Origin of the sequence: Paenibacillus sp. FSL R5-0517, assembly GCF_037974355.1 — a bacterium.
Taxonomy (GTDB): domain Bacteria; phylum Bacillota; class Bacilli; order Paenibacillales; family Paenibacillaceae; genus Paenibacillus.
Genome location: NZ_CP150235.1, coordinates 2,866,008 through 2,892,191, shown reverse-complemented (window position 1 = coordinate 2,892,191; position 26,184 = coordinate 2,866,008). Strand labels below are relative to the sequence as shown.

The window sequence follows — 26,184 nt, the reverse complement described above, 5'->3', positions numbered from 1 at the left end:
TCTTTGCAAAGTATAACCTTGCTTCGTTGATCGAACAACACAGCAAAGGGGGATATAACAAAAAAAGGGCCCCCTGTCTTAGTACAGGAGGCCCGTCTTTCATGCATTGGCAGAATGGCAAAGGCTGCCGATATTAAATAAGCAATTCATCAATGGCAAGCGTACGCTCTTTGGAAAGATCGCGATATTCTTCCGACTCCACTTTGATGAGCGGTTTGAAAATATCAGACGTATTGTTCATGACAATAACACCTTTTTCTCCATTGCTGAGCAGGACTTGTTTTCCGATAAAATTAGGAAGTAAATGCTGCATCAATGCCTGAACTGGCTTTTCATTCAATTTACCAAATCCCATTCCATAAATATCTCTTAGGTTGTTGATGAGGTTTGGATTGCTTCCCCCGTGACTCCCGGATCTCATGCCGATATAGATATCAGCTACAGATACGATCTGGGTATAGGGGTGAATTTCACTTTTCTCAAGTTGCATCGGATAACCCGACCCATCTTCCCGCTCGTGATGTTGTAGAGCAACCAGTGCTGTCGCTTCATCCGTCATGGAATTTTTGATGATTTCATGCCCATATATCGTGTGACGCTGCATTTCAAGCTGCTCGTCCGCTGTCAACGGTTCTGTTTTGTTCCGAATCCGGTGGGAGACTTTGCACTTTCCAATGTCATGCAGATAACCACCGCGACTAATCTGATAACTCTCTTTTTGAGAATATCCAAGCCAGTTCGCGAGGTAGAAGGACAACAATCCGACTTGAATTGAATGTGTATAGTTATTGACATCATCCCGCTCCAGCATCATCAGGAGATGAACGACATCTTTCTGCTCATCCAGTCCTTCAACCATCGGTTGCAGTGCATCATCCACCATGGTGGCGTTGAACTTGCCAACAGTCAGAGCTTCAAGAAAAGCATTTTGATAATTATGTACGGTCTGAATAAATTGGGACTTCATCTCTTCTTCTGGCGGCTCTTCCTTCGTACTTGTACTTAACCCGGAAGCATGCTTGGCGGCTGCAGCAAAAAATTCTGCCTCAGTGATTTCCTCTTCGCGTGATTCAATATCTACATAATCTACACGGTGCTGCATAAGCAAGGTAATATCCTCACCTCTGATTACTGTTCCCTTCCCGAGAACGTGTAATCCTGCATCGCTGAATGTATCCGCAGTCAGACGGTCTCCGTCTTGCAGGTTCATAATATGGATTCTCAAATCGGTATTCCCCCTGAACAATTCATTATAGTAACAGCACCCAATGGAACGGGGCCACAAAAATACCTATACTTCTTTATATCGTTATAATTCTTCATTTCATACATAGTTCAAACGACCTTAATCACAAAGGTAAATACGAACATGTAAGACTTTATCCTCACTCCAATATCCAAATTAGTCCCGGTTTTAAACTTTTACACACCTTTGTGTCTTATCGCTGGATCAGAGCAAGCCAAAGAAGTTCAAACGCTCCGTTTGAACTTCTTTAAGACAACTCGTATTAGATTTTGATTGAACCCAGACTTGCCCCTTTAACAAATAAACGTTCAATGCTCTTCTCAACCGAAGCATCGGGAATCAGTGGCGGTGCCTGGTGAGGTTTGGTCCGCGCATCAATAATCACCTGATCACAACCCCAATGCTTGTGGTCATATCCGCTATTAACTCCATACATATCATGTGAAGGGTTACTCCGGGTAAACGTGGCCCACAAGAAGTTACTGAGATTAGCACTCAGGAACGAACTGTCATCACAGAGGATAATCATCGGGCAAGAGTCCAGACCTCCCTGTTCTTTCAATAGAGAAGTGAATGCTTGCATCTCCTGCGCTGTATCCGCATAACTTGTGAAGGCTGATGTCTGGATTGCGACGATGCCCGGCATGATGAGCTGTGGATTTTCATATCCGCGTATGTTTTTCAAAGACTCCGGAACTTCCGTACACAGATCCCGAACCTTGTCCCCATATGCGGCAAACACAACCTTGCTTCCGCTGTTCAGTCCTGTACCGGAGTAATCCAGCGTATCAATCGTTGTATGCGTGTGGAAATGAATATCCCGTTGCAGGTCGATACGCTCCAAAATATAGGTCAGGAATTCAACTTCCTTATGGGTATCCAGAGGCTGCTGATCCTCAGCAGTTATAAACAGGTACTTCGCCAGACTGAGCTGACCTGTACCCAAAATACGGTTGGCAATCGTAAGCAGCTCTGTTGGCTGTTTCACCGCCTGATACGGCGTATACCGTTCACTGCCGATGGCGAACAGTAATGGATGGACCCCTGCCGCATCGACTGCATGTACTTCTTTGACGCCCGGAATCTCCTGTTTAATGGCATCCCCTGTAATCTCATGTATCAAATCACCAAATGCCGTATCCTCTTGAGGCGGACGACCCACAACCGTAAAAGGCCAGATAGCATTAGGTTTGGCATAGACTTTGTGCACACGCATTAACGGGAATTCATGTGTCAGACTGTAATAACCCAGGTGATCCCCAAACGGTCCTTCCGGCTTCGTCTCGCCTGGGTAGATATCACCCGTGATGACAAAATCAGCATCATTACTGATGCAATACCCGTCCTTGTAACTGTACCGGAAGCGACGTCCGGCGAGCAAACCGGCAAATGTCATCTCACTGAGTCCTTCAGGCAGAGGCATAACCGCTGAGAGTGTATGTGCTGGGGGACCCCCAATGAAAATGCTGACTTTCAGTGGTTCTCCTTTTTTGACCGCTTTGGCTTGATGTATACCAATTCCGCGATGAATCTGATAGTGTAATCCAATTTCTTTGTTCATTTCAAAATCATTGCCATTCAGTTGAACCCGGTACATTCCCAAGTTCGAATTCATGATGCCGGGTTTATCTGGATCTTCGGAATACACTTGCGGCAGTGTCACGAATGCCCCACCGTCCATGGGCCAATGCTTGATGAGCGGCAGATCCGAGATTTGAATCTCTTGTGCCGACACGGGTAGGCTAATAGACTTCTGTTTCGGCAGCGCCTGCCATGCGGCAAGACCAGTGCGGACATGCTGAAATGGCGTCTTAAGCGCCTTCATCGGATCGTCACGAACAGCCATGACCCGTTGTACGCCTTCGAGCGTCCCCCGGAACATGAATTTGCTTCGCTCCACCGTGCCGAAGAGATTCGATACGGCCTGGAACTTCGAGCCTTTTACATTTTCGAATAACAATGCCGGGCCTTTAGCCTCGTGCACTTTCATATGGATGGCTGCCATTTCCAGATGAGGATCAACCTCTTCTTTGACCCGAATCAAATGACCGTGCTGCTCCAGATCGTTAATACAATCTTCCATATTGCGATAGTTCATTGAATGGCTCCATTCTGTGTATGATAAATTGATTAAGTTCATAGATTCACATAACGTCTCTTCTATTTTATCAAATGATTCACTGCTAAACAAAACTATATATGAAATTTTGTTAAGTATCCTAATATCAAAAAAAGCAATATGAAGCAATCTGAATCCTGAACGTACAGGAGCCGATTGTATTCATATTGCTACTTTCAATTCTGGGTTGCCTAAGATATGATAAGCGATCTGGGAATCGTGACTACAAACTGCGTACCTTTTCCAACTTCACTCTCTACATCAATGGTACATTGATGCAATTTCAAAATTTTAATCACAATGGACAACCCTAACCCATTGCCTCGAAGTGAGCTGCTTCGCGCTTTGTCCACCATATAGAATCGATCAAAGATATACGGGAGGGCTTCCGCAGGTATTCCTTGTCCAGAATCTCTAATCAATACCTTCACGAATGAAGATGACGTCTCAATCTCGACATGAATGGTACCCTCAGGACCGGTGTATTTGATCGCATTGTTTATTAAATTCTGCCAGACTTGATCAAACAAATCTTTGTCCACGGTGATCTCGCAGGGCAACAAGTCCAATTCGATCTGTATATCCTTCTGCGACCACTGCGGCTCCGCCAATAAGATCGCCCTTCTTAATTGTTCATCGACCTGGAACGTGGTGAAATGAACCGGATGATGCTCCGAATCCAGCGAGGCTAGCCGAAGCAGATTATCACTGAGCCTCGATAAGCGCAGCGTTTCCTCATAGATAATATCCAGATGCTCTTTCTGCTCTTCCAAAGGAATAACACCATCCTGCAGTGCTCTGGTAAATCCCCTGATCGAAGTGAGCGGAGACTGCATTTCATGAGAGACGTTACTGACAAAGTCATCACGAACCGAATCGATTTTTTGCAACTCACTGGCCATATGATTAAAGCTCTCCATCAGTTCCCCGAACTCATCCTGATTATTATGTTTCAAGCGAACCGACAGGTCACCTGATGACATCTCCTTCGCCGCAACCGTTAACCTCTTAATCGGTTTCACAATGTACCCGGACATGAACAGGATTAATAGGCTACCAATGACCAGTACTGTTAATAGTGAGGTTAAGAGCGTGTTGCGCAGTGTGTGAAAAAGAGAAGAGAAATCGCTTTGTATCAGAAATGTGCCGATCCCCTCGTTTGTTCCGGGAACACCTATGGTCGCAATGCCATCTTTACTGGATATAAACATGGCATCGGTTGTCCCCGCCTCAAATAACGAATGAACTTTATCCTCTGGCAAGGAAGACAACACGTCACTTTGTTCATTCACGGGCGTGATATTTAAGCCATAGCGGGCAAAGATATCGAAGCTTGATTTCACTTTTTCCGGATCATCGATCAGGTTAATCATTGTAGCGATGTCTTCAGCAAAGGTAACCATAAAACGATTCGGCGCTTTTTCGCGGGACCCGTTATTGATCATAAAGGAGAGAATCAAACTCACCAGAACAATCCCGATAAAGGTAGCTACAATTCGAAGTCGCAGGCTCTTCCTCAGCATCTTCATGCCCGCTCCAGTCGATATCCAAGTCCTCTTATCGTTGAGATTACCAGTTCAGGTACAGGTTCAAGCCGTTCCCTTAACCGCTTGATGTGCACGTCGACTGTACGCTCATCGCCTTCATAATCGATGCCCCATAGATCATCGATAAGCTGTGTACGTGTGAATATTTTCCCTGGCGAACTCGCCAGAGAAAATAACAATTCACATTCCTTCTTTTTCAATTCAATCGTTTGTCCGTCCGCAACGACCATCAGATTGCCCAAATCAATCGTTACACCGCTGATCTGAATGATATTCGATGAACTTTTGTTATATCGTTTCAATAACGATTTTACACGCAGGATTAACTCCACAGGATCAAAAGGTTTAACCAGGTAATCGTCTGACCCGGCATTAAATCCTCTGACCTTGTCCTTGGATTCTCCCTTGGCGGTGACCATCAGGATCGGAATATCCAGATAGGATCGGATATCTTCTGTCAATTCAATGCCGTCGATTCGAGGCATCATTACATCCACAATCGCCAGATCAACTTTCGTACGAGAGAGAAGATCTAACGCCTCTTGACCGTCTGCTGCTTCCAGCACGGAAAATTGATTCTTTTCAAGATAGATTCGGATTAATTTGCGGATATGGGAATCGTCGTCCACCACCAGAATCGTGTTCATGTAGCCATTATCCTTTCCGCCATTCGTTTTATTCGTATCGCAAGGATTCCATCGGGTCCAGTTTCGCCGCTTTTGATGATGGCATCAAACCAGCCACGATACTAATCGCTGTACTTACCACGAGACCAAACAAGATGTAATATCCCGAGAGATGAATCAGTTTTGCTCCAAACGCATTGTCCAGAAGTATATTTAACACATAACTTATGATCACTGCAAAGATTACCGCAATAATACCACTAAATACGCCTAATAAAGCAGATTCCGAGAAGAATATTCGCTTGATATCCTTCTTTCTCGCTCCAATTGCCCGCAGTATTCCGATCTCTTTCGTGCGTTCCACGACACTAATATAGAGTACAACTAGTATCATAATACCGGATACGATCAACGAAATGCCTGCAATACCCGCGAGTACAATGGAAGCCATACTTACGTAAGTCGTGATATTCTCCATGACCTTGGCCATCTGGGAGCCTGCGAAGCCAGCGTCAACAGCAGCTTCATTGATATCATTTACATATTTCATATCGGTGGCATAGGCATTAACCTGAATCGGTCCAATTGATATTCCTTTGTCCGAGAACATCTGCTCTAACGTCTCTGATGAGATGTATCCCGGGGATTGTTGCATTGGAGATCGTTGATCTGCCGCTTCGTAGATCCCTGAGATGGTTACTTCTTTCTCCAAAGTCACTGGTTTATTATTGCTATCCATTTCATTGATATATAGAAGCACGGACTTGCCGATCATGGAATCAGCTTGGTCATTTCCGCTTAATTTATTCGCCGTATCAAGGGGTAACAAGATCTCATTTTCTGCCGGGAGAACTCCCGTTGTCATCAGTGCGGGATCAAAAGCATCCGTTAATGTCGTTAACTGCGTAAGTCCCACACTTTGTTTTTCATTCACCATCGTTGATTGGCCTGTAATGGTCGTAATTGTCTCTACATGATCCACATTAGGAAAATTGCGAATCCTCTCGATATCAGCTTCGGTGAACGGTTCACCTGTTGCCATCAAGGCTTCGGGACCTTGCATGTCTTTGGCTTCTTCACTCGGCTTGGTTATATCCACAAGCAAAGGGTCCATACTTGAATTGATTTCGTCGTTCATATACGTCGTTATCCCATTCCCCAAGGAAAGCATCAGCAGTACACTTAATATACCTATAGATCCACCCAAAGCGACCAGGACATTACGCTTGGCGTTGAGTTTCATATTTTTGAGTGCCATCTTAAAGGAAGCAAGCAAGCCCAGGCTCCGGGAAGAACCTTGACCACTTTCGTAGACAGTCGTAGAAGGATCTTTGAGATGAATATCATCACTGATGCGCCCCTCCTCTACCTTCACAATACGTGTACCGGAGTCAGCGACTTTCTGCGAATGAGTGACGGCGATCACAAGCATTCCCTTTTGGGCTATGTTGTCGAGCAGGGCCAGGATTTGATCTCCGTTTTCTCGATCCAGCGCGCCTGTCGGTTCATCTGCGAGAATAATGTCCGGATTGTTGGATAAAGCCCGTGCAATGGAAACCCGTTGCTTCTGACCTCCGGATAACTGGTTGGGACGTTTGTTCAGATGATCCTTCAGTCCAACCTCTGTTAATATATCAACGGCACGTTGATTTCGCTCTTTTTCATTGGTATCCGTCATTTGCATCGCAATCGTCACATTTTCGAGGACAGACAGATGCGGGATCAGATTGAAATTTTGAAAGACAAAGCCGATATTATTCTTTCGGTAATCGTCCATTTCCTTCTCTGTCATGGCACTTAAGTTCTTGCCACGAACAACGACGTCCCCTTCATAATCGGAATCCATCCCACCAATGATATTCATCAGTGTCGACTTACCGCAGCCAGATTCACCAAGGATAGAGACAAATTCCCCCGTCTCAAAACTCAGGTTCAAACCGTGGAGGACCGGAACTCTTTCTTTTCCATATAAGGTGTATGACTTCTTCACATTTTTGACTTCTAGTATTTTCATATGGATCTCTTCCTCTCCTGATCAAGCACAATATCTATCTATTTGATGTTCATATCGTACCAAATCTGTATGAACTGATAATGAACTGGGCCATTGGCCTGTAGGAGTGGTTCAATAGAACGATATGTAAAAAACACCTACAGCTTTGCTTGAAATAAATCATTTCAAGTAAGTGTAGGTGCAAGACAACCCGAATCCTCAGATATAAGGACTCGGGTTGTCTTATTTCGTTACTATTCTGTCATCGTAGTGTCTGTGTAAATAATCTTTAGTTCAACTTATATCGTTTAGATTAATCCGGCTTTTGCCAGCAACCTTTTCACAATCGCCGCCGATTGCGCACGACTAATATCTGCTTCTGACATCAATTTGCCATCAGCACCTTGTACCAGTTCTTGTTTAATTGCCGAAGCAACCGGCTCTGCAGCCCAAGCCTGTACTTTAGCACTATCACTATATGTGCTCAGCAGACTTGTTGTCTCTGACGCGTCGGCCTGTGCCAGACCGACCAGTTTCATCGCACGTGACACAATCGTCAACGCTTCAGCACGAGAAATTTCGCTGTTAGGACGAAAGCTATCATCAGCATAACCTGAGATCAAGCCGTAGGACACGGCAGTTTGAACCTCATCCTCATACCAGCTGCCTGTCTTCACATCCGTGAATGATGTCGCTTCTGTGCTAATCGGGGAGTGCAGACCCAAACCTCTTAACAGAACAGCTGTGAACTCCGCTCTCGTAATACTCCGGTCTGGCGCAAATACGTTCTCACCGGTTCCTTGTACGATCAGACGGGATGCCTGATCTTGTACGTCATCACGGCTCCAGTGACTCGTTACATCACTGAATGTTGTCGGGTGATAGATCAGGGCGTAAGTACTGTTCGTCAAGCTGTTAATAATAGCAGAATCTTGCACGTTACCTTTGATAACCTTCGTCGGCACATGCAGAAGACTGCCATCCGGCTGAAGCACAACACCAGTCGTAATCTTTGAACCATCTACTCCCTCTGGCAATGTGATGGAGCGTTCTACATAAGAGTTGAACCGATCCACATTAACTTGTTGTCCATTCCAGATGGCTTTTACTTCAAAATCAACTGGAGCTGCAACGACCGAAGTGTTCTGCATCTTATCCGCTGCGGCCTGAATGGCTGATTGCTTGGATGCAGCACTAGGTGCAATAGCGATTTGAATGGTGATATCTTCGAGTGGAACAGTGCTACCGAATTGGTTCAGAACCTGATCAATCTGAATCTGATTTGCCGGGAGGGTGTACGTACCACTGTCTGTCTGAATGACAACTTCGGCATTACTTCCTTCCATCGTTTTAACCAGTTTGCCGTTCAGTTCACCAACGACCGCATCCTTGCCAGTACCTGTAATCGGCAGCAGAAGTGTTCTTAGTCCACTTCCAATCTGATTGATGACTTTGTCATTATCCACGTGAACAGTGGTGGTAACCAGATTGTTTACCGTTGATGTGGTAGCCGAAGCAGATTGTTCCTGTTTCTGTCCGTTCACATAGATGTCTACACCTTTGGTTACCGCTGGAGTAGAAGGAACAGTTGTAACCACTGGTGAAGTTGGCGATAGGCTCCCTCCCGAGGAGGAACCTGGATTAGGTGTAGAATTACCACCGCCCGAGTTTGCTGCTGTAATTGTGATGGTTCCACCGGACAATTGAGTGTAGCTCTGATGTTCAACATTCGTAAAATGCCAATGCTCTGAATCCGTTTGATCTACAGAGAGCTGTTTTGTTCCCGGCGTCGCATTGTTTTTGGCTTTGATCTCGATATCAAACATTTGTTGTTCATCTACAATTGGATTGTTCCCTCCAGAAAAATCAACCCAAATGATCCGTACCCAGCCTTCTGCATTATTGATTTCATACTGGAAATCTGCTACACCTTCTTCATTGGAGGATATGGTGTTGGCGTTGATGGATTTAGGCGTGATCCGAACAATTTCCAGTGCAGACGTATCATAATCAATCTGCATATTATAAGCTTTCACTCCGAAATAGGATTTCTTCAATGCAACAGGTACATGAACGCTCTGCCCTGCCTGTACGCTTACATTTGCGAATTGTACTTGAGCTGCTTCTACCGGCTCTGCTCCAGCTACATTTGGCAATATGAGTGAAGAGAGTAATGTCAGTGCAATGAGACCCGACATTGTTTTTCTGATTCTGGGACGTTTCTTTTTCGGTTGAAACATGTAATAGCCTCCATGTCTGTATCAATTAATAGATCGTATGGTAAAGATAGAAAAAGTATTGTTATTCCTTATCCAAATTAAAAAAAATGAATTAATCAAGGTGTTGTATTTTTTCTTTTCCAACAATGTATACTTTTCTAGGCTCCGTATTGGAGTCCCAAGTGGACTGAGTAATAACTTCGAGCACAAGATAATAACCTTCGTCCTCTTCTTTAACGGTATACTGTGCTCCTGTTTCCCCTTCGATTGGCAGCATATCTTCTCCCGTAGCTTCTGTCGCGCGGTACCACTGGTAAGAAGGAGTATTAAGGGAATCATTGTAATCAATATCCATTATATAATGACGAACCCCAATTTCATTTCCAATTAACATGGCATTCATCAATTCACCATTTAGTACATACGGCGCATCATCTACTTGCTTGAAGGTCAACACATAGTCATTGTTTTTTCCGCCAAGTGTTTTGCCTTTGTACCCTTTTAACAAAGCATCCATGTCCCCGAGCGTGGGTTCCGTATTACGATCCACATCCATTCGGTTCATCTCTACATAAGAAAAGCTGCGACGAGTCATCATGTTACGAAGATAACTGAAAAGGTCAGATGCATCCAGGGAATTCACTTTTCCGTCTGCATTTACATCCCCTTTTTTACTAATGTAAAGTTCAATGTTATCCGTAACAGTCTCTGGTGCACCAGAGATCATATAATTCGCTTTTAATTCGATGCTGATTTTGCCGCTTTGGCGAGGAATAACCACCAATGTGCTCTCAGGTGTTGGCATATTCTCATCTTGTCTGGTTTCTACATACACCTCAGCGATACTGCTATCACTTGAGCTGGCTGTAGGCGGGCTATACTCATCGGATCGAAATTGTGTACTTAGATTGATTCTGATGATACTATTGATGGTCACCTCGATGGGCACATCGCGTAAAGAAGGATCATTTGGTTTCGATGAATAACTTAACCAGTTGATGCCATCATTAAGAACAGGTTGTGAAATGTTTATTACCGGACCAATTGCACCTGCGTCAGCCTGCGGAAGCGTTCCACCTATAGGCAATGCAATGCCCAATCCGAGCGCAGTCAACATGCTTTTTTTCAATATTGGCTTAAGCCGTTTTTTGTTTTGTTTCCCCTTCAATTCATGTTCCTCCTCGTGTACATTTCTAATTTGAACAACTACACGCTCAGTATAACGAGTCATTCTGAACCAATTCTGAACAGGACCATGGAACTATTCCCAGTTGTAATTCGACAAAAAACGCCATGGAGTAAGCCTCCATAGCGTTTTGAGCACAAATATTTTTCCAGTTTGGATTAAATTCACTAAAAATTAAATTCCCTCAACAATCCTTTTGGCTCTAACCTTCACCTCACGGTAGAGTTCATCCTCATCAATCGTTAACAACTTCCTGCCTTGCATGAGGAGCTGACCGTTCACAATCGTGGTATCCACATCCGCACCGTTTACACTATAAGCCAGTAACGATTCTACTTCATGTACCGGTTGAAGATGTGGTTTCGCCAGATCGATCAGGATCAGATCCGCCTTGCGCCCCACCTCAAGTACACCCACTTCATCCTGTAAACCAAGCAGAATAGCACTTCCGCGTGTAGCCATGCGTAGAACGTCCTTGGCTGGCAAGCGTGTGGGATCGCCATAGTCTAGCTTTTGCAGCCAGGTCGCCGCTTTGATCTCCTCGAACATATCCACGGTTGTGGCACTTCCCGCTCCATCGGTTCCGATCCCCACGTTAATCCCCTGGGCCAACATCTCGGTAATCGGAGCGATTCCACACCCTAGCTTCAGATTGCTGACCGGATTGTGTGCTACACCACCACACATACCCTTCAATCTGCTGATATCTCTTCGATTGAGGTGCACACCATGCGCAAGCAACACATGTGCCTGTTCGAACATCCCCGCCTCTTCCAAATACTCCGTCGGGGTCATACCATAACGTTCACGAATCTTCACGACTTCCTCTTTCGTCTCAGCCAGATGAATATGCAGCGGGATATCCTCCTTGACAGCCATAGCAATGACTTCACGGAGTGGCTCTACGGGACATGTGTAAGGAGAGTGGGGTCCATACATGGTTGTAATTCGCCCATCGGCGGCTCCAGACCAGCGCTCTACAAGATCAATCGCTTCCTGCAACCTGCGTCCCCCATCGTCCTCCATGAATACCATTCCGCGTGTGAGCGATGCCCGGATACCTGTTCGCTTGACCACTTCGGCAATCTCGTTCATATGAATGTACATATCGGCAAAGGCAGTGGTACCCGAACGGATCATCTCGGCGATGGATAACTTAGCTCCCCAATAGATATCTTCCGGGTTCATCCGCGCTTCAGCAGGCAGCATTTTGCGTTCGAGCCAGTCCATCAGCTTCAGATCATCCGAGAATCCCCGGAGCAGGCTCATTGGTGTATGTTGGTGGGCATTAATGAGACCCGGCATGGCAATCTTATGGCGGCCATCAATAATCTCATCTTGCGGTTGAGGCAAAATGTGGTCAGCAATCTGCGTAATGCGATCTCCTTCAACACGAATATCCCCCGTAAAGGGGGCATCGGCATCTTTCATCGTTAGAATCGTAGCTTGCTGAATCAGTATACTCATTACATTCACAGCTCCTCTGAATTGGTTATCGTTCCTTCCATATCCGAGGTTAAGCCTTCACGTAACGGCAAGGTCAAGTCATTTTAATTTTTGAATCGTCATCTTTCTGAAACTTTGTATAAAAGGTTTGGGATCAATTTCGACCATATATGGATATACTCCAGTGCTCGTGTGCAGATAGAAAAATCCACCTTCATTACCCATACGGCGAAATGACATATCAAACACTTCCGTGATGTTGAACTCACGGTATTTGGTCACGATTTTATCTGAATACAGAATCATCGAACGGGCATTCACTTCAATCTCTTGGGCGAGACCCGTCACTTCTCTCTGTACTTTGTAATAAGGTAATACAGCAACGCAGTTCATGATCTCCCTCCATTCATGCCATGATTATTGTTACATCATAGCAGATCGGAGGGTGCCAGCAAAAGAATATGAAACTAGGTGATCCTGGTCGTCACCTTTAGTGGCGTATGAAGTGCATCCTGAATGTCCTGCAACGAGAGAACCTGTTCGATATGAAACACACCATGCGGCAAAGCTGACTCTATTTTATATACATGTTCGGCCACAGCTGCTGCTACGGCTGCTGTTGCATCTGCTTCCTTATCGCCAACAAGCAATTGTTCGACGCGGATTCGTTCCCCATTTTCCCACCCAATGGCATCGACCTTGACCGCATACATCGGCTCTCCTCCAGGAATAAGACCAAAGGCCTTCACTGTTCCATTCCGAATAGACGGGATACGCAGCAGGGAAAACAGCCCTATACGTTTGGAGATTGCCATGGATGTTGTGATCCAGCGGGAATCCAGGCATAGTCTGGTCGATACGGTTGGAATACGTAAGGTCCGAGCAACCACGTGTTGGTCCGAAAAGTTAAATCGATACGCCTTCCGGTTACCCAATTCCGCTCCAAAATCGATCCTTTTGCCATCTCCGAAACTTTGCACCTCCGTAGGCTTGCCCTTTTGCATCACCTGGTAGGTGGCATTCATCTGATCAACCGTCCACTCCACGGCTGCTTTTCCGTGTTTCTCTCCAAGTCCCAGCATCACGGTAATGTCTGCTTCCTCCACCTGATCCATATGCATGGTCGCTTCGCGTACAAGCAAGTTCGTTACTCCCGGTGATAGTCCAACGCTGAGTATTGCGGTCGATTTGGAATGTTGCATTGTGGTGTGCAGCTGTTCAACCTGAGCGAGAAAATCATACTTTGCAGAAATATCAATATAATCGGTTCCGGCTTGTGCACAGGATTCAACAAACCGGGTATCACTCTGATCGACACACATGATGACCAGCTTCACAGACCGTAACATGGACGGCTCCACAGGTTTGGTCACATCCAGTTGTAGCGGCAGTACCGCACCACCTGTAGACCTGCTGAATTCTTCCGCACGATTTATGCGTGTACCCGCAGCCCATACTTTCCCCGGGAACAAACGTCCCAGTTGAGTACATATCATCTGCCCTACTTGACCATAACCGCCAACGACCCAGATCTGATCTTTCATAGGCTTCACGTTAGTTTCGAATTGCATAATGCCCCTCCACCCAGAACGCCCCGAAGTAACGTGTAATATGTGAGAAACCGCATTCGGTCAGTAGCTGAGTCATCTCTTCAGAGCATATTGGATCGGATTCACGGCCCAGGGAAGCAGCAAAGCGCTCCCACTCTTCAGGAAGCACACCCACACTGAGCATGTGATCCTGCCAAGCTTGCATCATGATTGAATGTGCCGGAGAACGAAGATCGGCATTTACAGCCGCAATGATCAGTGGTGCACCCGGTTTAAGTCTCGCTGCCAGACTTGTCAGGAATGCTCGTTTGGCCTCCATCCCTTGAAGGAAATGCAACATGAGCATGCTTGTCGCCCCATCATATAAAATATCCTCCGGCAATGCTTCAACCGTGACAGGTTGCAGCGTCACTCTGGAGCCAATACCCGCTTCCGCGACTCGTTTCTCAGCAAGTTGCAGCATCGGCAGCGAAGGATCTACTCCCGTGAACATCCAGTTGGAATGGCGTGAACCCATCAGAGCTAATTCTTTTCCCCCTCCAGCTCCAGCAACAAGTATATGAATTTCGTTGTTATCCGCAAAATATGCTGCAAGCAGCCGTTCCATTAGATCATGCATATGAGAATAACCCGGAATTTTCAAGGCTATCGATTGTTCGTAACGATGAACATCTGCTGTTTCCCAGCTCATCGGTGATGGATTGTGATTCATGGGCACCGCGCTCCTCTTGAATTGAAGTTAGACTTGACTCGTTGTTCGTCTAATTTCATTATAGAAGGATACGCTGAGCCTACAATCCCAGAACATTGGGATATTCACATAGAGAGAGGAGAAACCTTGTTGACATCACCTATTGACCGGAGCCACAGACTTATCACTTCTCTTGAAAAAGGAACCTGGACCTCACGTACCTACCGGGAAGCTGTTCTCAAACAGATCCAATCGGTTGTACCGTACGACGCATACTGTTTCACCACCGTTGATCCTTTGACTCTTCTCTCCACTGGAGCTGTGACAGAAGAAGGCATTGAAGCTATTCATGATCGGTTATTCATCAATGAATACATGGAAGAAGATATACATAAATACGCTGAGTTAATTCGCAGCGGTGAACATACAGCTATACTTCACACGGCCATGAACGCACAGCATGAACAAAGCCCACGTTATATCAACATTCTTCAGCCAGCGGGGTTCGGTGATGAACTGCGCGCCGTATTCGTCAGTGGAGACGCTTGTTGGGGATATCTGACGCTGTATCGCAAGACTGAGAATTCTTTTTTTACAGAAGAAGAACGGTTGCTGATTCAGACCTGGACTGCTTCGATTGCATCGATGCTGCGGTCCACAAGTCTGACCCTTGTGGAGGAAATCACGAGTGGAAGTCCTGAGGAACCCGGGATTATCATCACCTCGGATACGTTCCAGCTCTTATCCCTGAACGCCCCGGCAGAGTATTGGCTGTCCCAATTGCGTATGCTGGAACATATAGGGCCGGGTGTTCTGCCCCGTCCGGTACGTGCAGTCAGTTCGCACTTGCAGCGCAAGAATCGGGTAGAACGGGCTGACGATACTCAACTCACTCCCGAATCGCCCTCCAAAGTCTGTATCCAGCTTCCGGATGGCCGTTACCTCATACTTCATGCCAGTCTTATGCAACAGATTACAGGACAAGATCAGATCGCTATTCGTTTGGAGCAGGCGATGCCACAAGATTTGCTGCCCTTGCTCGCCGAGAGCCATGGATTATCCAGTCGAGAACGGGAACTGCTGGGTTATGTGCTTCGCAGCTATTCGTCCAAAGAGATTGCTGCAGCGATGCATATTTCTGTCTACACCGTTCAGGATCATTTGAAATCGATTTTCGCCAAAACCAAGGTATCCTCACGTCGCGAGCTTATCTGGTATTTCGTTTCCCGTTTCCAACTGTCGAATGAACCGGCAATATGACGTGACGGAACAGATGAATAGCTGCTCAATAGAATGCGAGTACATTTAATCTACTTCGTTTCTTGAATACAAAGAAGCCGATCCTAAAGGATCGGCTTCTTTCTTAGGCTTTTGCAACGTATAACACGTTCGTACTAAATATCTTGACGATGCAATGATTACGTCCATATCTTTTCCTACGACTTCGCAGGTTTCCGAGTAGATTTGGATGAACCAGATTTTTTATTCTTTTTCTGACTCACTTCCACTATTACAGGCTCCTGCGGGTGTTCTACAGGGTACATCTTGCGGAATAATAACGTCTGTAGTACCAGGAACGAACCCCCAACCGTCCAATAGAGCGGCATGGCTGCAGGGGCTGTTAGAGAAAAGAATGCCATCATTAATGGGGAGAGATATCCCATAATGGCAAACTGTTTTCGCTGTTCAGGCGCCATATTAGCTTGGGATACCTTCGCTTGAATCAGATAAATGACCGCGACCACCACAGCGAGCACGTAATCCGGTGCACCCAGTTTGAACCACAGGAACGAATGGGAGGACAACTCCGGTGTAAGTCGGATAGCCGTGTAAATACCTGACAGGATAGGCAACTGAATGAGCATCGGCAAGCAACCAATATTCAGCGGATTGAACTTATGTTTCTTGTATAGCTCCATCGTTTCCTGAGACAGCTTTTGCTTATCAGCAGGGTCATTTTTGCCTTCATATTTTTTCTTGAGGGCATCCATCTCGGGTTTCATGGCGTTCATGATGACTCGTGTTCCCTGCTGGGACTTCGCTTGACGCATCATCAATGGCAACAGTGCTAGACGAATGACCAGCGTGATCACAATAATCGCCACCCCATAGCTTCCATTAAATATGGTGGCAATATGCTGAATCAGATACGACAGTGGAAATACAATGTAATGGTTAAAAAATCCCGGTGTCGATGAGGTAATCTCCGACACGTTGTTGCTGCATCCGGCAAGCAGCATGACTGCAAACAAAATAGCAATCAGGCCATAGATCCGTCCCTTGTCCGATGTAAAAGTGAATCCCTTGTTCGTCTTATGTTCCATATATATCCTCCTCGTTGATTTGTTGACCAATCGTTCAACGAGGAATGACAATCTGGTTCATCTTCATCGGGCGCTTCTCTTCGTCTAATCATGCGGCTCCAGTCTTCCTGTCTGTGCTGTCTGTCCAAACACAGGGCGGGAAGTACAGGTTCAAGTCCACCACCGACGCCACCTTCCACCCAGTACTCCGTCATGCCACAATGAAGATGGGCAATATAGGCATAACTGACGGTGAAGATGAGTCCAATCGAGAATAAATATGGTAATAACTCGTGCAGTTCAAACAAGGGATTCACCCCCTTTATAGGTTAGTTTTTATATTATAACACTTACATATTGTTTTTGCATAAATCCGTTCGTGAAAATAGCCAGTATTCAACTATTCCGTTCTCAATTTGGACATTTCTAGCTCAGCTCTGTGTTTTGCAACGTTATAAGAAGGCCAGGAACGATTGGCTGTATCCCTCTCCAGATAGGCTTGACGTTCCAGCATTTCTCTCTTGAGATCCGGGTACTCCTTCAGAGCAAACTCTCGAAGTAACGGAGTCGCATCTGCCGATAGACCTGCCAGGTAGGATGCATCAATATTGCCAGTTTGACGGTAACGTTCTATGTTCAATTCGGCAATCCTGCGATCCATGCCCACATAATTGACGGCAACATATGCAGTCAGTGCGAGCACAATATACCAACGGATCAACGGAATCGACGTATAACGTATACGAAGGCCGGCAATCAGCAACAGAAGTGCGAGAAAGATCATAAATGCGTGTACCAGGAACCGGATGTACGTATATCCATATGCCTGTTCATATAGATTTAGGCGCATAAACGCGGAATACAACATGATTGCTGAACAGCTGACCAGAATCAGGAGAAGTGCCTGATGCACGATCATGCCTACTTTTCCACTCGGACGTGTGAATTGCAATGCAACAATAAGAATAAAGAAATTAATACCCGTAACGAGAATCAGCTCCGCAAACCCACTTCTCGCATACTCAGCGTATGACAGATCTACCGGAAGATGTCCCTCTCCGGCACCAAACAGATACGAAAACTGCACAAGTACGAACATAACGTACACACAGTTGATGACGATCAGCATGGTGCCCACAATGATGGGGTCCAATCTGAATGGTCCTCGAAGAACCGGAGTGCGTTCGGGCTCGGGTGTAATTTTATTCGTAACCTGACCCTTAGGGAGTGGATCCACAGGAGAGTATATATAAGTGTGATCACTCTTATCAAGCGTGGTTGCTGCTCCACTTTTCCAATGTGCATTCTCTCTCTTCTCTGTCTCATATTGCATCGGCTGGACAAATCCCCATACATAACCGAATAACAATATACCTCCGATGAACATCCAGATGATTCTTGGCAGTCCTGGTGTAAAAGCCAGTTGATTTAACCACTCCGGGAAACCGGATAAATATTGATCGAAGACCCCGTCAGCGGATGACAATAACGTGATCACAACAATAAGAATAGGCAAAGATGCCACAAGACCGATGAGCACTTTAAAAACAACTGTTTTCTGTGATTTGCCTATGCCACGCCCCCCTGCTCTCACAGCAAGGGCCCCAACAGTCCCCCAATGACGTATGGCTTGAGGCAGTAAATGGTCAATCGCCGTACCAATCAACCCGATCTCCCACCACTGCTTCTGTTTTCTACCCATTAGATACGTCATATGTAAGATGATCAGGCCCGGTACAACTAGAAAATTAAGTACACGCAGCAGTTCGTTGTCATATAAGAGGAACGTTAGCGATAACAACAGCACAACACCCGCCACAAAAGCATCAATCCACCGGAAAGACCTCATACGATCCCGTGCAAACAGATACATAAACACGTATAAGAGAATGACAAAGATCGGATACGATACGCCCAAATCATTACCATAGAATAAATACTGGTGAATGATAGCAAGTATCCATGCAGACAGTAGCGTGATTAGAGCACGATGCGGTGAAGCCATTATTTTATCAATCATGGGAAAAACCTCCATTAACCTTTCTATGCTATATTCTAGATGATAAAATAGGAATATAAATAGAAATTAAAAACGATAAAACTTCTTATTTTAGAGGAATACGTCAGAGTTCACCTCCAGGAGGGAATCATCACTTTGAAATTACATCAGCAATATCTGCTGTTACATCGCCAATACGGTCATCATACAGAACATGAACTTACGCTTGCCGACCTCGCTGAATTGCTCGAATGCACGCATCGTAATACATTAACGATTGTCAAAAAGATGGTTGCTCATGACTGGATTAGTTGGGTTTCCCAACGTGGTCGCGGTCGTCGTTCATCACTGACTTTGCTTGTTCCGGCCGATCAAATCGCGGCTGAATACATGATGCAAGCCATGAATCGCCGGGAATTGCAGGAAGCTGCCGAGCAGGTGAGTGCATTCTCCAGTTCAACAACCATGCAGGATCATCTAAACCAGTGGTTGCTCGGGTATTCGGGACATCATACAGAAGCCGGCACCAATAATGAGCAGATTGATACACTACGGCTACCCCTGCGCCAACAGCTTCATGCGCTTGATCCGCTGTACATTAATCTGTTGGCTGAATCCTTTGTGACCAGCCATGTCTTTGACGGGTTGGTTCAACGTGGTGAAAAAGGGGAGATTCTCCCCTGTCTCGCTCATACTTGGGATGTCAGTGCAGACCGACAGACCTGGACGTTTTATTTACGAAAAGGCATTACATTTCACAATGGTCAGATGCTGACGTCCCATGATATTGTGCATACGTTTGAACGGTTGCAATCTACAGACCGCCGAACACTGTACCGTGATGTGAGTAAACAGATTCTATCTATTGAAGCGGTCAGTCCCTTGACCGTGTGTTTCCGGCTTAAAAAACCTCACGAATTATTTTTGTCCTTTCTTACAACAAGTCGTGCGGCGATTGTACCCTCACCGGGAACACACGAACTTAAGATGAATCATGCGGGTGATCTGCATGCAATGCAAAAACCTGTCGGGACGGGACCGTTCAAGGTTACTGCCTGGGATGATCACTTGTGCAGACTTGAAGCCTTTTCATCGTATTTTCAGGGTAGAGCACATATGGACCGGGTAGATATCCTGCAAATTCCGTGGAGTGCCTCGGCCAAAATGGATGATAGCCAAGATATCGAAACTCCGTTCTTCCATCTTGTTCATAATCCGTCTTCGTCCAAGGGTGCAGACTGGACTCAGATTAGCGCAGGTGTGATGGTTCATAAATTACTCACGTGTAATACGCAAAAAACCGGACCGTTAAACGATCCGGTAGTAAGAGCACACGTCCAGTCATGTCTTGCTGGAATGTATAGAGATGACGGACATGCAGATGACTCTGAGGTTGTGGTACCTCATTTTAGTAAAGCGAGTACCCAAATGGTCCAGGTACATTCGGAGGGATGTAGCCATATATCTCAACGACTCACTGCCACTCGTCCCGTATCCCTGCACATTGCAACCATTCCACAATATCGCAGGGATGCCCAACAACTGGCATCTACATTGGAGCAGTGCGGTTACTCCTGTACCGTCCGCACAGGCACGATGGAGCAGTTCAAAGGAGATCTGCGGCTGGAATCTGATCTGATTCTCTTTTCTCTGATTCGGGATAGAGACGAAGAACTGCGCAGGTATGATCTTTATTCCACGTTGTCCGAGCATCTGGAAGATTCTGCTCGTATAACGATTCATGAGATGTTGCAAACCATTATCGCCTCTCCGATTGCAGCAGATCGAACTTCTGAATTAGACCGAATTGAGCAATTTTTGGTTGATCAGAATTTACTGTTCCATTTATCCAAAAAACCGGTAGAAACCGCTTATTTGCCTTCCGTTCGTGGCCTATCTTTCAACAGCCAGGGCTGGGTGAACCTGCGTCATATCTGGTTTCCGTGAATGCTCATTAAACGAGCATAACAATACCTTCATTCATAATGCGGTAATGAGTTTGGATGCCTATGAATTGGTCAGTAGGTCGGCATCCATCTTCTTCGGCATTTCGTCATTTTTCTTCGAAGTAGTATCCTTCCGGCGGTAAATACCGAGCAGTAAACCGAGCATGGCGTAATCAAACATCAAGTGATTTCCGTATCCAATTAAAGGAAAAGTGATACTGATAATAGGTGCTTTTCCGGTAGTCATAGCCAGCGAATAGATGATTTGCATTGCAAACATAGCTGTGATACTGACAATAATCATACGACCAAAATCATCCCATATGCGAGGAAGCATTTTCACCATATTGGCAACAAACCAGATGATCGCCACCAATAGCAGTATCCCGGCAGACCAGCCAAACACATCAATGAGCAGCACTCCTGGATAATTGAAATAACTCGTTTTAAACCTGTCAAACGTTGTATCAATCCCGTTACCCCACCAACCTGATGATCGAATAATTTCGATAATGGAATAGTTACTATAGGCACTGCCATAAGGATCATCCTGAAGATTCAAAACGACAGTGAGCCTCACCAGTCGTCCGTATTGATCTGCAAAGAACAATAACAATACAAAAATAATTCCTGTTATAACAGCACCTATGACTGTATAAAGCCATTTTCGCGTGAGCCAGCCAAATAAAATAATGGACATTATGCCAAACAGAAACAAGCGAACCCAGTCCAACGTTTGAAACAATAGTACTGCGGGAATCGTTACCATCGCAATGTAGGTCAATATGGATTGCATATTACAATTGGAACGAAGCTTGTCCACCATAATGGCACCTATAGCAAGTGGCAAAATCCACACTGAAGCTGTGGTAAGGTCTAGTGTTAAGCCAAATAAGCTCCAATATCTGCTATTACCATAAATATCTGTAGTTATCATTGGACTGATCCATAACATGACATTCAGTAGAATATAGATCCACCAAGCAGCTTTTTTCAACTTACGATAATCAAAGTAAATAAAGAACAACATCAACATTACACCTATAACGGTGTACACGACATGATTGCGATATAAGAACTGATACTTTTCATCTGCTACATTAATCGTAAAAACCCACATTAAGAACAGACTTATTATAGACAAAGCAATTAATCCAACTAACAGCCCCCAATGCATTCGGTGACGATGTAACCGGTGCATACTCTTGCCTACAACAGCTGGATCGCCCATCTGTTCAATGGCGTATGCAATTGCTTCTTCCTCTGTATAACCTTCTTGTTCTTTGTCCAAAATGATCTCTTCCATGTGGTTTCCCAACTCATCACGCAAGTCGTTATGTACTTCGCGAGCTTTAACCTCAACACACATGTGATCAAGATAATGCTGAATTCGTTCATCTCGATTCGTCATGTCAGGCCTCCTTCCCCAAGCACCCGATCCACAGCTCTACGGAACAAATTCCACTCCGCTTTTTTACTTTCTAAGGCCTCCATGCCCTTGTCACGAATCGAATAATATTTACGTTTACGGCCTTCAACCTCCATCCAGTACGACTCTACCCATCCTTCAATCTCCATGGCATGCAAAATAGGATATAACGTGCCCTCTTTCAGATTAAACACACCCTCGGATTGACGATGTAATTCCTTAATTAATTCATAACCATACAAGGGTCGTTCCTGAAGCAAGGTCAGAATTAATGTTTCGGTACTACCTTTAATCATTTGTTTGTTAACCTGCAATGCGCTCACTCCTTCCTTATCAATTCATTTTGGATTTCGAAAAAATTCACTTTTAAATCTCTTCTGATCATATACATCGGAAATCTATGCATAGAACAACTAGGTATGATATTACCTTATCCTTCCTTTTCTGTCTAGCTATCAACCTTCTTTATTTATGTTAAAATAAACAAGTCCTTTCATTCACGAACTCTAATGATGAATCTATCTATTCGTATAATCCAATTACATAACCTATTTTTTTCAATAGAATTAAGGAGGCATTACATTCATGAGCAAACTAATTTTCTTTCTCGGCGGGGCCGGAAGTGGCAAGACCACCCTTGCCAAAGCCCTTTCCCGTAAACATAAAGCGGCTTTCTTCGATATGGATATCCTGCTTCGTCCCGCGGCTGAGGCAATTATGACCCTTCAGGGACTCGATCCATCCGACCGGGATTCGCCTGAATACAAGCGGCTGTGCCGTGATCTTGGGTACCGCATTACGATGGACGCAGCTCTGGATAACGTTCAGTTGGGTATCGACACGATCGTTGTCGGGCCATTTACCAAAGAAATCGGAACCCCGGATTGGATTGCTCAGGAACTTGCAAGAATTGAGCGTTCTCTGGAAGACACGGATGTGCGGGTGGCTTATATTTATCTGGAGAATGAATCGTTGTATCACGAGCGGATTACAGCGAGACAATCTCCATTGGATGACTGGAAACTTGATAACTGGGATACCTTCACAGCTTCTCTAGTCCGTAAAGAAGTAGCATGGCCCCTCCCTGCTTCATCCGTCGCTTATATCGACAACTCCAGTGATGATCCTGCGATTGCCTATACCGAACTTGAACGACGGATGTACGAGTAGCTTATAAAATCTACATCCGAATTCCTTTGCACCATGTAGCTTCACCCGGAAAATAAAAGAAGAAACAAAAAGAGGTATTTGTCGAGACCCCCGTTGGGTCCATCATGACAGATACCTCTTTTTCATATATTCCAGATCATCTTTTCATATGTTCAAGATCATTCGCAACTCACTATTCACCCTCTGCGATTGCGGGATCACGCAAAAAGGTTTGCGGTACTCCTGCCCATAATAAGTGCGTACTACGGAATCGCCATTACATTCGAACTGATAGATTATAGAAGTTACTCAGTTGTAAGACTGCGTAAAGATCACAACACAAAGGAGAATTTCATGAAATCTCACGTAGCAACATGTCCAACTCAACAACAATATCAACAACAGAGCTACAAATCGAATGACAAGTGGAAGCGCGCTGTAGTCTACATCATGCTCGTTGCATCCCTGAGCTTTACCACAATGACCAGCGTATCGGCAGAGAGCAGCACACCTCATCCGCAGATAAGCGTTCAGGAAACGGAATCGTTCATCAATCAATTCTTCGCCCAGCCTGAAATGAAGTCTGCTCTGAAAGGTGCGGTAGTCACCGTTGTTCAAGATGAACAGATCGTACTTAATAAAGGATATGGTTATGCCAATGTGGAAAAAGAGATTCCTGTCGATGCCGACTCCACCCTGTTTCGTGTAGCCTCGATCTCGAAAACCCTGACAGCAACGGCCATTATGCAATTGGCTGAGCAAGGACCAGTCAAGCTTAATCAGGATATCAGCACATACACAGATGGTTTGGACCTGACCAACCATACCGGAACAGCATTAACATTGGAACATCTGATGACCCACACCAGCGGATTTGATTTCACAGATGCAGCAGCTACAGACAGAGAGCTGGGAAGTTCTTATCCGCTTGAGCAATTCATCAAAGAACACCAACCGTCCGTTGTCCGCACGCCAGGAGAAGTTTTCCGTTACGACAACTACGGCTATGCACTCTTGGGCTACATTGTTCAGAAACAGTCCAAACTTCCGTTTGAGACTTATGTACAACAGCATATTTTCCAGCCACTCAGTATGTCAGATAGCCATTTTACACTAAGCAAAGACTCGCTCAGTAAACTCGCGACTCCTTATGGCGCTAAAGGAGAGGAACTTTCGCAGTATCCCAATGTACCCGACAGTTCACCTGAAGGCGGATTAATAACAACCGGACGGGATATGGCTCATTTTATGCTCGCCCAACTCAATCAAGGTTCCTACCAAGGCGAACGTATACTCGATCCTTCTTCCGTCCAGGACATGCAAACGTTGGATGTCTCCATACACCCTGATATCCCCGGTACAGGATATGGATTCGAATCCACCTATTCGCAGTATAATCATGGACGGAAAGTCGTGAGTAAAGCAGGCGATCTAGCGGGCTTCCACTCCAATATGTGGCTGTTGCCTAACGAGAAGACTGGACTATTTATCGTCTCCAACAGTGATGGACCTGATCTGCGAGAAACGCTTTTCCACGCATTTATGGATCATTTTTATCCAAACAACGAGACACATTATGCCGATTATAGCGTACCCGAGTCTTTACTCCTTACCTACGAGGGACTGTATCGGGATATCCGCTTGCCCGCATGGTTGTATGATATTTCAGCAACAGAGACAGGGCTCCAGGTTGTTGATGCTTATGGCACGCACACCTTAACCCCCGTTAAGGACATGCTGTTCATGGATGAGGACGGTAAGCTCGCTGGTTTCAAAAAAAATCAGTCAGGTGAAATCACTTATTTCTATTACAACAAGTCAGACAGCTGGTCCGAAAAATTGCCTGAAGCCAATCCTTATGAAGATGTGCCAGAAAACCATCCTTATGCTCCGTACATCTATCGCTTAACACAGATTGGCCTGTATCCACAGGATCAATCCCGATTTGAACCAGAGAAGCCTGTAAGTCGTGGAGAGTTTGTAACACAGGTCGTAGGCATAAGCGGGATGTCGATTTCGACTCAATCACCAAAATTTAAAGACGCCCAATCAAGTCCCTATGCCGCCTACATTCAAACCGCCCTTGAACTGGGTATTGTGCAAGGAAATACCCGTGGATTGTTCCATCCTGACCAAGCTATCACAAGGCAAGAGGCCGCGGTGATTATTTCGAGAACGGCTCAACAACTACTTGGTGCACCTGCCGTAACTGCCAATCTTGCCGGTTCACAGGATCGTTGGGCTAAAGAAGGTGTTCAATTTGTAGTCGCTTTAGGTCTCTACGGTCCGGAAGTATCCATATCCAGCAGCGGTGCTGTGGATTATAGATCGAAGCAGCCTATGCTCAGACAGGAATCATCAGTTTTGATGTACAAAATGTTAGGCACTCTGCTACATTAACATAGAGTGATGCACGGCAAGCCATGACATTGCTTCATGGCTTGCTTTTTTACATCATATACCAATGATACACATCATAAGAACGGATGATTACTCGCATGGGATTAAGAAATTCATTGCATAGAGTCACCACATATAAATTTGGTTCTGTTTGGTTTGTCACGATGTTGTGCTTTATACTGACAGCCACGTATATCCATATCTCTTCATTTTTAAATCCTTATATCGGTCTTTCGTTAACACCAAATGCCTCTAATTCCTGGGCAGTACATGATGTAGATCCGCAAGGTTTAGCATATACATCCGGGATTAGATCGAGTGACACTGTTATCTCG

The 26,184-nt window shown here is 45.3% G+C and carries 20 protein-coding genes; 4 read left to right on the top strand and 16 right to left on the bottom strand.

The window, feature by feature from the left end; genetic code table 11:
* Positions 1 to 133: 133 nt before the first annotated feature.
* The 11 genes from MKX40_RS13100 to MKX40_RS13050 form a co-directional block, all read right to left on the bottom strand.
* Positions 134 to 1,225 carry an HD domain-containing phosphohydrolase gene (locus tag MKX40_RS13100; protein WP_339242137.1) on the bottom strand — a complete coding sequence of 364 codons (1,092 nt, stop codon included), beginning with the start codon at positions 1,223 to 1,225 and terminating at the stop codon, positions 134 to 136.
* Between the two features lie 283 nt (positions 1,226 to 1,508).
* On the bottom strand, positions 1,509 to 3,344 hold the full coding sequence (locus MKX40_RS13095; RefSeq protein ID WP_339242136.1) for a UbiD family decarboxylase: 1,836 nt from the start codon (positions 3,342 to 3,344) through the stop codon (positions 1,509 to 1,511).
* A 212-nt stretch (positions 3,345 to 3,556) separates the two neighbouring features.
* Positions 3,557 to 4,888, bottom strand: coding sequence for a HAMP domain-containing sensor histidine kinase (locus MKX40_RS13090; protein ID WP_339242135.1), 1,332 nt, complete (start codon positions 4,886 to 4,888; stop codon positions 3,557 to 3,559).
* Positions 4,889 to 4,890: 2 nt separating this feature from the next.
* Complete coding sequence (locus MKX40_RS13085) at positions 4,891 to 5,559, bottom strand: response regulator transcription factor (protein ID WP_339242133.1); 669 nt, start codon at positions 5,557 to 5,559, stop codon at positions 4,891 to 4,893.
* 28 nt (positions 5,560 to 5,587) lie between these two features.
* On the bottom strand, positions 5,588 to 7,552 hold the full coding sequence (locus MKX40_RS13080; protein WP_339242132.1) for an ATP-binding cassette domain-containing protein: 1,965 nt from the start codon (positions 7,550 to 7,552) through the stop codon (positions 5,588 to 5,590).
* Between the two features lie 287 nt (positions 7,553 to 7,839).
* On the bottom strand, positions 7,840 to 9,771 hold the full coding sequence (locus MKX40_RS13075; RefSeq protein ID WP_339242130.1) for an S-layer homology domain-containing protein: 1,932 nt from the start codon (positions 9,769 to 9,771) through the stop codon (positions 7,840 to 7,842).
* 91 nt (positions 9,772 to 9,862) lie between these two features.
* Complete coding sequence (locus MKX40_RS13070) at positions 9,863 to 10,918, bottom strand: dockerin type I domain-containing protein (protein WP_339242128.1); 1,056 nt, start codon at positions 10,916 to 10,918, stop codon at positions 9,863 to 9,865.
* Positions 10,919 to 11,110: 192 nt separating this feature from the next.
* On the bottom strand, positions 11,111 to 12,403 hold the full coding sequence (locus tag MKX40_RS13065) for an amidohydrolase (RefSeq protein ID WP_339242125.1): 1,293 nt from the start codon (positions 12,401 to 12,403) through the stop codon (positions 11,111 to 11,113).
* 78 nt (positions 12,404 to 12,481) lie between these two features.
* On the bottom strand, positions 12,482 to 12,775 hold the full coding sequence (locus MKX40_RS13060) for a hypothetical protein (RefSeq protein ID WP_339242124.1): 294 nt from the start codon (positions 12,773 to 12,775) through the stop codon (positions 12,482 to 12,484).
* Positions 12,776 to 12,849: 74 nt separating this feature from the next.
* On the bottom strand, positions 12,850 to 13,953 hold the full coding sequence (locus MKX40_RS13055) for a saccharopine dehydrogenase NADP-binding domain-containing protein (RefSeq protein WP_339242123.1): 1,104 nt from the start codon (positions 13,951 to 13,953) through the stop codon (positions 12,850 to 12,852).
* A complete protein-coding gene (locus MKX40_RS13050) occupies positions 13,937 to 14,644 on the bottom strand; it encodes a class I SAM-dependent methyltransferase (RefSeq protein ID WP_339242122.1) in 708 nt (235 codons plus the stop codon). The genes MKX40_RS13055 and MKX40_RS13050 overlap by 17 nt, the downstream gene beginning before the upstream one ends.
* 129 nt (positions 14,645 to 14,773) lie before the next feature.
* Here MKX40_RS13050 and MKX40_RS13045 point away from each other — a divergent pair, with 129 nt between their 5' ends.
* The gene (locus tag MKX40_RS13045; protein ID WP_339242121.1) at positions 14,774 to 15,883 is read left to right on the top strand and encodes a helix-turn-helix transcriptional regulator; all 1,110 of its coding nucleotides are present in this window, start codon (positions 14,774 to 14,776) and stop codon (positions 15,881 to 15,883) included.
* A 176-nt stretch (positions 15,884 to 16,059) separates the two neighbouring features.
* Here the strand turns inward: MKX40_RS13045 and yidC are convergent, their stop codons facing one another.
* From yidC to MKX40_RS13030, 3 genes are all read right to left on the bottom strand, one after another.
* Entirely contained in the window at positions 16,060 to 16,947 is an 888-nt protein-coding gene (gene yidC / locus MKX40_RS13040; protein WP_339242119.1) for a membrane protein insertase YidC, read from the bottom strand.
* Positions 16,884 to 17,234 (bottom strand): hypothetical protein, encoded by a 351-nt coding sequence (locus MKX40_RS13035; RefSeq protein ID WP_339242117.1) that lies wholly within the window; start codon positions 17,232 to 17,234, stop codon positions 16,884 to 16,886. Before MKX40_RS13035 ends, yidC begins: the two co-directional genes overlap by 64 nt.
* Before the next feature lie 92 nt (positions 17,235 to 17,326).
* On the bottom strand, positions 17,327 to 18,946 hold the full coding sequence (locus MKX40_RS13030; protein ID WP_339242116.1) for a DUF4173 domain-containing protein: 1,620 nt from the start codon (positions 18,944 to 18,946) through the stop codon (positions 17,327 to 17,329).
* Between the two features lie 135 nt (positions 18,947 to 19,081).
* Here MKX40_RS13030 and MKX40_RS13025 point away from each other — a divergent pair, with 135 nt between their 5' ends.
* Complete coding sequence (locus MKX40_RS13025; protein ID WP_339242115.1) at positions 19,082 to 20,872, top strand: ABC transporter substrate-binding protein; 1,791 nt, start codon at positions 19,082 to 19,084, stop codon at positions 20,870 to 20,872.
* A gap of 60 nt (positions 20,873 to 20,932) precedes the next feature.
* Here the strand turns inward: MKX40_RS13025 and MKX40_RS13020 are convergent, their stop codons facing one another.
* Complete coding sequence (locus MKX40_RS13020; protein WP_339242113.1) at positions 20,933 to 22,282, bottom strand: FtsW/RodA/SpoVE family cell cycle protein; 1,350 nt, start codon at positions 22,280 to 22,282, stop codon at positions 20,933 to 20,935.
* Complete coding sequence (locus tag MKX40_RS13015; RefSeq protein WP_253434636.1) at positions 22,279 to 22,614, bottom strand: helix-turn-helix transcriptional regulator; 336 nt, start codon at positions 22,612 to 22,614, stop codon at positions 22,279 to 22,281. The genes MKX40_RS13020 and MKX40_RS13015 overlap by 4 nt, the downstream gene beginning before the upstream one ends.
* Before the next feature lie 271 nt (positions 22,615 to 22,885).
* On the opposite strand from MKX40_RS13015, the gene MKX40_RS13010 reads away from it, so the two are divergent.
* A complete protein-coding gene (locus tag MKX40_RS13010) occupies positions 22,886 to 23,470 on the top strand; it encodes an AAA family ATPase (protein WP_339242110.1) in 585 nt (194 codons plus the stop codon).
* Between the two features lie 333 nt (positions 23,471 to 23,803).
* On the top strand, positions 23,804 to 25,849 hold the full coding sequence (locus MKX40_RS13005; protein ID WP_339242109.1) for a serine hydrolase: 2,046 nt from the start codon (positions 23,804 to 23,806) through the stop codon (positions 25,847 to 25,849).
* Positions 25,850 to 26,184: the final 335 nt, after the last annotated feature.

Bases quoted from the DNA above. Each gene is read 5' to 3' on its own strand.
- MKX40_RS13095 (WP_339242136.1), bottom strand. From the start codon at position 3,344: ATGAACTATCGCAATATGGAAGATTGTATTAACGATCTGGAGCAGCAC.
- MKX40_RS13090 (WP_339242135.1), bottom strand. From the start codon at position 4,888: ATGCTGAGGAAGAGCCTGCGACTTCGAATTGTAGCTACCTTTATCGGG.
- MKX40_RS13085 (WP_339242133.1), bottom strand. From the start codon at position 5,559: ATGAACACGATTCTGGTGGTGGACGACGATTCCCATATCCGCAAATTA.
- MKX40_RS13080 (WP_339242132.1), bottom strand. From the start codon at position 7,552: ATGAAAATACTAGAAGTCAAAAATGTGAAGAAGTCATACACCTTATAT.
- MKX40_RS13075 (WP_339242130.1), bottom strand. From the start codon at position 9,771: ATGTTTCAACCGAAAAAGAAACGTCCCAGAATCAGAAAAACAATGTCG.
- MKX40_RS13065 (WP_339242125.1), bottom strand. From the start codon at position 12,403: ATGAGTATACTGATTCAGCAAGCTACGATTCTAACGATGAAAGATGCC.
- MKX40_RS13060 (WP_339242124.1), bottom strand. From the start codon at position 12,775: ATGAACTGCGTTGCTGTATTACCTTATTACAAAGTACAGAGAGAAGTG.
- MKX40_RS13055 (WP_339242123.1), bottom strand. From the start codon at position 13,953: ATGCAATTCGAAACTAACGTGAAGCCTATGAAAGATCAGATCTGGGTC.
- MKX40_RS13050 (WP_339242122.1), bottom strand. From the start codon at position 14,644: ATGAATCACAATCCATCACCGATGAGCTGGGAAACAGCAGATGTTCAT.
- yidC (WP_339242119.1), bottom strand. From the start codon at position 16,947: ATGGAACATAAGACGAACAAGGGATTCACTTTTACATCGGACAAGGGA.
- MKX40_RS13030 (WP_339242116.1), bottom strand. From the start codon at position 18,946: ATGATTGATAAAATAATGGCTTCACCGCATCGTGCTCTAATCACGCTA.
- MKX40_RS13020 (WP_339242113.1), bottom strand. From the start codon at position 22,282: ATGACGAATCGAGATGAACGAATTCAGCATTATCTTGATCACATGTGT.
- MKX40_RS13010 (WP_339242110.1), top strand. From the start codon at position 22,886: ATGAGCAAACTAATTTTCTTTCTCGGCGGGGCCGGAAGTGGCAAGACC.
- MKX40_RS13005 (WP_339242109.1), top strand. From the start codon at position 23,804: ATGAAATCTCACGTAGCAACATGTCCAACTCAACAACAATATCAACAA.